This is a genomic window from Sporosarcina sp. G11-34, from assembly GCF_026931025.1.
Genome location: NZ_JAHNZW010000031.1, coordinates 1 through 7,804, shown reverse-complemented (window position 1 = coordinate 7,804; position 7,804 = coordinate 1). Strand labels below are relative to the sequence as shown.

General features: G+C 39.2%; 9 protein-coding genes. 6 read left to right on the top strand and 3 right to left on the bottom strand.

From position 1 onward, the window contains the following. Positions 1-146 precede the first annotated feature (146 nt). Positions 147-602 carry a YaiI/YqxD family protein gene (locus tag KSU66_RS21200; RefSeq protein ID WP_269053442.1) on the bottom strand — a complete coding sequence of 152 codons (456 nt, stop codon included), beginning with the start codon at positions 600-602 and terminating at the stop codon, positions 147-149. 441 nt (positions 603-1,043) lie between these two features. Here KSU66_RS21200 and KSU66_RS21195 point away from each other — a divergent pair, with 441 nt between their 5' ends. Together KSU66_RS21195 and KSU66_RS21190 are read left to right on the top strand one after the other, a co-directional pair. Further along, entirely contained in the window at positions 1,044-1,235 is a 192-nt protein-coding gene (locus KSU66_RS21195; protein ID WP_269053441.1) for a hypothetical protein, read from the top strand. A 158-nt stretch (positions 1,236-1,393) separates the two neighbouring features. Beyond that, positions 1,394-2,098 (top strand): hypothetical protein, encoded by a 705-nt coding sequence (locus tag KSU66_RS21190; protein ID WP_269053440.1) that lies wholly within the window; start codon positions 1,394-1,396, stop codon positions 2,096-2,098. Positions 2,099-2,232: 134 nt separating this feature from the next. Here KSU66_RS21190 and KSU66_RS21185 read toward each other — a convergent pair whose 3' ends face one another. Next, positions 2,233-2,907, bottom strand: a complete 675-nt coding sequence (locus KSU66_RS21185) for a DNA alkylation repair protein (protein ID WP_269053439.1) — start codon at positions 2,905-2,907, stop codon at positions 2,233-2,235. Between the two features lie 121 nt (positions 2,908-3,028). Here KSU66_RS21185 and KSU66_RS21180 point away from each other — a divergent pair, with 121 nt between their 5' ends. The 4 genes from KSU66_RS21180 to KSU66_RS21165 all read left to right on the top strand — a co-directional run bounded on the left by KSU66_RS21180 (position 3,029) and on the right by KSU66_RS21165 (position 7,596). Further along, on the top strand, positions 3,029-4,708 hold the full coding sequence (locus KSU66_RS21180; RefSeq protein ID WP_269053438.1) for a MutS-related protein: 1,680 nt from the start codon (positions 3,029-3,031) through the stop codon (positions 4,706-4,708). Further along, positions 4,709-4,864 carry a hypothetical protein gene (locus tag KSU66_RS21175; RefSeq protein ID WP_269053437.1) on the top strand — a complete coding sequence of 52 codons (156 nt, stop codon included), beginning with the start codon at positions 4,709-4,711 and terminating at the stop codon, positions 4,862-4,864. Positions 4,865-5,083: 219 nt separating this feature from the next. Then, positions 5,084-6,073 carry an ornithine cyclodeaminase family protein gene (locus KSU66_RS21170; RefSeq protein ID WP_269053436.1) on the top strand — a complete coding sequence of 330 codons (990 nt, stop codon included), beginning with the start codon at positions 5,084-5,086 and terminating at the stop codon, positions 6,071-6,073. Positions 6,074-6,207: 134 nt separating this feature from the next. Further along, positions 6,208-7,596, top strand: a complete 1,389-nt coding sequence (locus tag KSU66_RS21165; protein WP_269053435.1) for a leucyl aminopeptidase family protein — start codon at positions 6,208-6,210, stop codon at positions 7,594-7,596. Positions 7,597-7,687: 91 nt separating this feature from the next. On the opposite strand, the gene KSU66_RS21160 is transcribed toward KSU66_RS21165, so the two are convergent. Beyond that, positions 7,688-7,804: IS3 family transposase (locus KSU66_RS21160; RefSeq protein ID WP_269052354.1), on the bottom strand; the 117-nt coding region annotated here is incomplete at its 5' end.

The window sequence follows — 7,804 nt, the reverse complement described above, 5'->3', positions numbered from 1 at the left end:
TAATTCCTATTGGAATCATCAAGGGCTCAAAAGTTTATCATCACGTTATGAAGTTTTGCGTCATCAATCTTAATTGAACCGCCGTATACCGAACGGTACGTACGGTGGTGTGAGAGGTCGGGAGTTAATCACTCCCTCCTACTCGATTATTCAGAAAGCATCGTATTAACTTCTTTACATAATTTTTGTAAACTCTTTTCAAATTTCTCATCATTTTCTTTTGAGCGTTTTTTAGGCCCACGCAAACGTCCGCCACCCATACGAATTCGTTGGGCGTTATGGCGTGCATAGAGCAGTTGGTCGATATTGTCATCGGTATAACGACGCCCGTTTTGATCAATCGGATGGCCATTTTTAGCGAGCACCATCGCAGCTAGGCCATAATCTTGCGTAACAACAATATCATTTTTTTGAACACGATTAACAAGAACAAAATCGACCGCATCCGCACCTTTAGATACAATAATCGTTTCGGCGCCATCACGATGCATTTCATGGGTAGTATCGCAAATCAGGACGCAGCGGAAACCATGTTGTTTCGCAATGCGAATGGTTTCATTTACAACAGGACAAGCGTCCGCATCGATAAGAATTGCAGGCATAAAGCCGCCTCCCTTTATTATTCTTATTCTAAGTGTAAGGAATATAGAACTATACAGCATATAGGGAAATTATAGCATAAGGAAAACGATAGGTTGGATTAATAGCTTGGTGGTAGAAGCATGTATTTTAAATTAATTAGCGAAATAATTTAGATATAGAATCATTTTGTTTGGAGGGGTTAGTAGATGTTTAAGACAATGGAAGATTTTTTTATTAACTGGCGACGTGAAGCAGGCGTGTATGGTCCATCCCGCGAAGAATTGGCAGCATTCGGCGGCGTACCTCCGATTGTTTGAAATAGTAAAGCAAAAGCAGTTCCACATGACGAGGTAAGATTGTCGTGTGGAACTGTTTTATTTTACGGTTGAAACATTTGTTCGGTTAAGTTATAATAGATCGAATAGTTAAAACTAATGAGCGTCTAGGAAGGAGTTGATTAATTGAAAAGTCTATTTGTATTGGAAAATCCGGCGACATATGGTGGGAAAGTGGTGAATCAAGATGGTTTGTGGAAAAAGGTGATAGGCGAATTATTTGAAGACTTTTTACTGTTTTTTGCACCAGAGTTACATGAGGCAGTCGATTTTTCAAAGACGCCTGATTTCTTGCAACGTCATAAAGAGACCTTATAAGCGCAACTACGGCTCTGCTGTCGCCTAAAGGCTCGGCAATCACCGAGTTTTCTTTACAACAAGAACTTTTTCAGGAAATTCTTGATAAAAAGAAAGGAACGAATTATGCGGATCAAATTGTCAAGGTTCATCTGAAAGACGGGAAAGAGAAGTGGATATTGATTCATATTGAAGTCGAAGGTTCTGCGAATGGTAATTTTTCTAAGCGTATGTTTAGGTGTTTCTATCGAATATTTGATAAGTTTGACCGTGAAATTGTCGCATTTGCGGTATTGACGGGGCCTAAAACCAGTGGGAAATCGCAAGGATTCACGTATTCATACTTTGGCACAACGCTCAATTATTCGTATAATGTAAGTAAGGTTTCAGAGTATGATGAAGAGGAATTAATGCAGTCCGATCGACTTTACAGTAAGGTTGTACTTGCGGCGAAGTATTTGCATGAAACGGAAAATAAGGTAGATTTACGCTACCGATTTAAAATAAAGTTGATGCGTGAAGTGTTGAAATTAGAGGTGCATTCGAGAGTTTCGATTACTGCAGTCTTTTATTTCATTGATTACTTGTTGCGTTTGCCTGAAGAGTTGAGTCATGAATTTACGGACAAAATACGTCCAATATTGGAGGAGGAGAGACAGAAAATGGTTCAATATGAGAGTGGCGATTTATCCCCAACGCTTGCTGATCTAGCGAGGATTGAAGGGAAAGAAGCATTGGAAGAGGGATTGGAGCAAGGATTAGAACAGGGTTTAAGGAGTGTAGCTTTGACAATGCTACAAGAAAATCTGGAAGTAGAATATATCGCGAAACTAACGAAGTTGAGTGTAGCTGAAGTAGAGAAACTGAAAGAGGCGCATATGTAATGATGTCAATATTTATAAATAATAGCAGTTACATATGACAAGTAAAAATTGTCTTATGGAACTGCTATTTATTATTCAATTGGTCATTTTACCATAATTCTTCCATTGTCTAATATCGAGATGCATATGGATACTTACTTTAAATGTTTCATTGCTTCTCGTTTACTAAGCGGTTTTAATGTATGTTCACTCACAAAATTTATCACTAAATCCGGATTGGTTTTGGCATATTCTCGTAATACCCATCCAATTGCTTTTTGGATGAAGAACTCATTGGAACTTGAATGTTGTTGGATAATCTCGAATAGCAAATCAGTGTTCATCTCTTGTTTGAACTTTAATTGATGAAGTATTGCGGAGCGGACTGTCCACATATTGTCGGAATTGGACCACTCACGCATAACTTTCTCACCGTATTCACGGTCGAGTTTTACAACATCACCAACGAGTTTAGGTGCAATAGAATCGATGCTATCCCACCAAGATTTAGTTTCAATAAGTTTTAATAAAGCAGGGAAATCTTCAATAGACAAGTGCTTTTTCATTTTCTCTAATAGTGCAATCCCAGCATATTGATATTCGCGCTTTGGCAGAACATACAACTTCCAGACTTCCTCAAAAAGTTGCGTAGGTTCGGGTAGCGCGTATTCCGCGAACTGTTCCCGCAATAATTGTTTGCGAAGCGGGCTTTTAATGCCGAGGAAAGAAAAATGATTTTTCATATAGGCTGCCATTGGACCGGCTTGCTCCTCATTGCGATTAGCCTCAAACTTCTCAATAATGCCATTATGATCCCATTTTAGTTTCAATATAGTGACCTCCAGGGAATACTCGTTTAGTAAAAGTGTACCATAATGGGTATTGAGGAAATAAGAATATGAAACTTTCTGAAATTCTAAGCGTAGAAGATAATAGGGAGAGGTGATTGAAGTGGCTGATCCATTAATTATAATTGCAATTGCAGCAATTGTTTTTATCGCCTATCATTTTTTAACGATCAACAAGAAGAAACTTAAGAAGTTTCGCAAAGAGTGGGAAACAGGAGAGTTTTTATCTTTACGTGAGGATGATAAATCTATTTCCTCCTACTGGGAAAATAAGAAGAATAACAAGGAAAGTTATGATGGGGTTGACCAGCTAACTTCGGACGACTTAGCGATGGATGAGGTATTTAAGAAGCTTAACTACACACAGTCTACCGTGGGATCTGAGTATTTATTTAATCAACTTCGGGATATTAAACCAGGGCTTAAAGATGTGCAAGACCAGGAAGAAATTTATACATTATTGGAAAGAAATAAGGATTTAAGAGAAGAGTTACTTCTTATACTTTCAAGTTTAGGAAAAAAAGATTATACGAACTCATCCTCATTTTTCTACGAGCTTAATGATCGAAAAATCAAAAATACATACGTTTATATCCTACTCGCATTATGGCCCATCATGTCAATCCCGCTTATGTTTTTTAGTATAAAGTACGGTATATTCAGTTTCATTGGTGCGTTTACAACCAATACACTGATTTACTATCGAACTAAAAACACAATGGAAAATAAGCTGTTTTCAATTACCTATGTAGCGGCCATCGTTAACGCAGGCCAACGTTTAGCATTGGTCAAGAATCCTGAATTTGAAGCGCGCGCAAATGAAATTAAAGAAAACATAAAGCCTATTAAAAGGATTTCATTTTGGGGGAATCTCGTTTCGTCTGGCGAAGGCAGTGCATTCGATTTATTTTTTGAATATATCCGCATGTTATTTATGTTGGATTTCATTGCGTACAATAAGATTGTCCGGACAATTGGTAATTATCAAGAGGAATACCGTAAAGTTTGGGAACGTATAGGCGAAATTGATTCGGCGATTGCTGTTGCATTTTACCGTAAATCACTCGATACGTATTGCACACCAACTTTTGTAGAGGAAGAAAAGCTTTCATTCGAAAACTTGGCCCATCCACTTATCAAGGACCCAGTTACGAACAATTCTACTCTTGATAAGTGCACACTTGTAACAGGATCTAATGCTTCGGGAAAATCAACATATATTAAGGCAATCGCGATCAATGCAATTTTGGCGCAAACAATCAACACGGTACTTGCTGAAAGTTGGACGATGAAACGCAGTTATATTGTGACGTCAATGGCTATTCAAGACAATGTACTAGACGGGGATAGTTATTTTATCGCAGAAATAAAATCACTAAAACGGATTATACGACTCAGCGAAGCGGGAAAGCCCGTCATTTCTTTTATCGATGAAATTCTAAAGGGTACGAACACTATTGAACGGATTTCGGCCTCCGCCGCAATGATGGAATGGCTTTCTTCGAATAAGGGGATGAACATTATTGCATCTCATGATATTGAGCTAACTGAAATGGCTAGGCATACCTATACGAATTATCATTTTAGGGAATCAATCGAAAATGGAGAAGTGTTGTTTGATTATAAAATACATCGGGGTCCATCGAAAACGAGAAATGCCATTAAACTTCTTGAAATCCTTGGATATCCGGAAAGCGTTACAACAAAAGCGAATGTCTTGGCAAAGCACTTCACAGAATGGCGTGAATGGGGAGACATTGGGATGGCAAGGGGGGTCAATTAAATGGAAAATAGCTATTTCGTAGGGTGGGGAACGCTTGCCTTAATAAACGCAGGACTCGCTCAAGGAAAAAACAGAAGCGGATTGAATTGGTTTTTACTCTCACTATTTTTAGGACCATTTGCTACTTTGGGGTTAGTGATTTTGGAGACGAAGTAATGATCTTTCATACAACTCAAAAATCATCCAGCAGGATAATAGAGGGGATAAAATACAGATATTCTCGTGAACAGATTTAAAACCTCAATAATAATATGAGCAACTAAAAAAAGGTAACCAATTGTTTTATATTACTTTAGATGTAACAATGGCTTTTATACTCAAATAAGTATAATTCACATTAACTATATTCATAGAGAGATGAAGGGGATGGATAAAATGCTCATTTTAAATGAAGAAGAGTTAGAGTCGTTTTATACAATTGAAGACGCAATAACAGATGTGGAAAATTCGTTGTTGGCAAATCGGAAGGGGCAAATTGATAATCCAATCCGTACTGTCATTGATGTCAAGGAACAAAGTGCATCTTCGGTCTACATGCCAAGTGCGAGTAAAACTGAAAACAAAGCGGCGGTTAAAGTTGTCACGATATTCCCAAATAATCCGAAGCAAGGAAAACCGACGACACAAGGAATTATAGTGCTTAGTGACATGGAAAATGGAGAGCACTTAGCTGTTATTAGCGCTACCTATTTAACGAAACTTCGAACAGGTGCGGTTAGTGGGATAGCGACGAAACACTTGGGAAGGAAAAATGCATCTTCTGTTGCTGTAATTGGGACAGGTGGGATGGCATATGACCAATTGGCAGCTGTTCTTGCAGTACGTCATATTGACCAAGTGTACTTGTATAATCGAACAGCTGAACGTGCAGAGAGTTTTAAAAAGACCGTACTAGAAAAAAATCCGCTATTAGAAGGGAAAATTGAAGTTGTTTCGACAGCGGAAGTAGCGGTAGAACAATCGTCCATCGTGATTTGTAGTACGCGCTCGGAAACGCCAGTATTTGATGGGAAGGTATTGAAACCCGGCACACATATTAATGGCGTGGGTTCGTATTTACCACACATGAAAGAAGTGGATTTAGAAACACTCGCTAAAAGCTCGAAAATAGTTGTGGATACGATTGAAGGCGTTCAACATGAAGCGGGCGAACTTATTCATGCGGCAAATGTAACGGATTGGACCTTTGATGATGTCTATGCTGAGGTCGGTGAAATTGTCGCAGGAGAAAAAGCAGGCCGTGAATCGGAAGAGGAAATCACATTCTTTAAATGTGTAGGGACAGGCTATTTTGACTTGGCCGTTGCAATTGGCGCCTACAACAAGGCAAAAGAATTAGGTCTCGGACAAGTAGTAGAAATTTAACATATTAAAGAAATTACCCCAACAGCACATAATGTCTGTTGGGGTAATTTGTAAATTTGGATATTCATTATTAGAAGAAAATTCAGTCGAGTGGTATAATTACAGTTGATAAGAAAAATTGGGGGAATTAATTAATGTCTACTAACGTAAAAATTATTTTTGAAACCGATTCACTGATCACAGAAAATGAAACGGTAAAGGATTTTGTGAAAAACAGTCCCGCAGGTCATTGTTCCGTTTTACTTGAGGGCACACATTATATCGTCGTAAAAGAAAACAAGAAAACACCTCTTACATTAGAGAAAGTTCGTTCAACTGCGGGTAATATCGCACGTGATTTAAGTGGTCGTAAAGTTGAAGCAGCAGAAGTATCGGCTGAGGTTCTTACAAATGGCTTTGCTGAATTGGATAATAAAGATCTACTTACAGCATTTGCTGAAGGATGGGATCTTGGTGCGTACCAATTTGTTGCGTACAAACCAAGTGTTACAGCATTCAAAACAACATTGGTCGTAGAAGGTAATGCGGAAGAACAGGATTCCGTGACGCTTGGTAAAAACCGTGCAGATGCAACTTCATTCTCACGCGATCTTATGAATGAACTATCAAACGTTCTAAATCCTGAAACCTTCCCAGAAGTACTGAAGCAACAATTTGAAGGCACAGGCGTAGACGTGAATGTGTTGGATAAAGATAAGCTTGAAGAATTGGAAATGAACGGTGTACTCACGGTCGGTCGTGGAAGTACCTATAAACCGGCATTCGTTGAACTCGTTTATAAAGGCGACGAATCGAAGCCCCTTGTTGCATTAGTTGGAAAAGGCGTAACGTTTGATACAGGTGGAATTAGCTTGAAGAGTGGTAAAGACTTAAGTGATATGCGTATGGATATGGGCGGTGCAGCTGCAGTTGCAGGTGCGATGACATTACTTGCGAAAACAAAAGCACAAGTAAACGTTGTTGTCTTAATTCCAATGGTAGAAAACATGCCGGATAGCACAGCGGTCCTTCCAGGTGAAGTGATCAAATATAAAAACGGCTTAACAGTTCAAGTTGGGAACACGGATGCAGAAGGACGTCTCATCTTGGCAGACGCACTGATCCGCGCAGGCGAGTGGAAAGCGGAGTATATCGTCAACATTGCAACGCTTACGGGTGCAGTTGTAGCTGCTCTTGGTACTGAATTAGGCGGCGTATTCGGAGACGCTGAACTTTCTGCTGACATGAAGAAAATCGGTGATATAAACGGTGACTTCATTTGGCCAATGCCGCTAGTTGAAGCTTATGACAGTTCATTGGACAGCGATTATGCGGACATGAACAACATCAGTTCATTAAGCGTGGCTGGTTCAATCACAGCAGGCCTCTTCTTACGTCGTTTCGTTCCAAAAGGAAGTAAATGGTTACACGTCGATATGGCAGGCGTTATGGACAAGAGTAAAGCATCTGGGTACTATGCGAAGTCTGCAACTGGATACGGCGCACGACTCCTAGCTGATTTTACAACTCACGTTTCAAAATAATATCTAGTGTGCTCAGTCAATTGGCTGGGCACTTTTTTTGAATTAAAAAAGGAACCGCAAAGGTGGCGACCCCCGAAAGTTAGAGTTTTAATTATGCAGCTATTTGGTTGGTTTGAGTCCTGTATTCCACTGGACTTAAACCAGCCAATTTCATTTTAATTCGTTGATTGTTGTAATAATAAATGTACTTTTCGATTTTTTGTTTAAG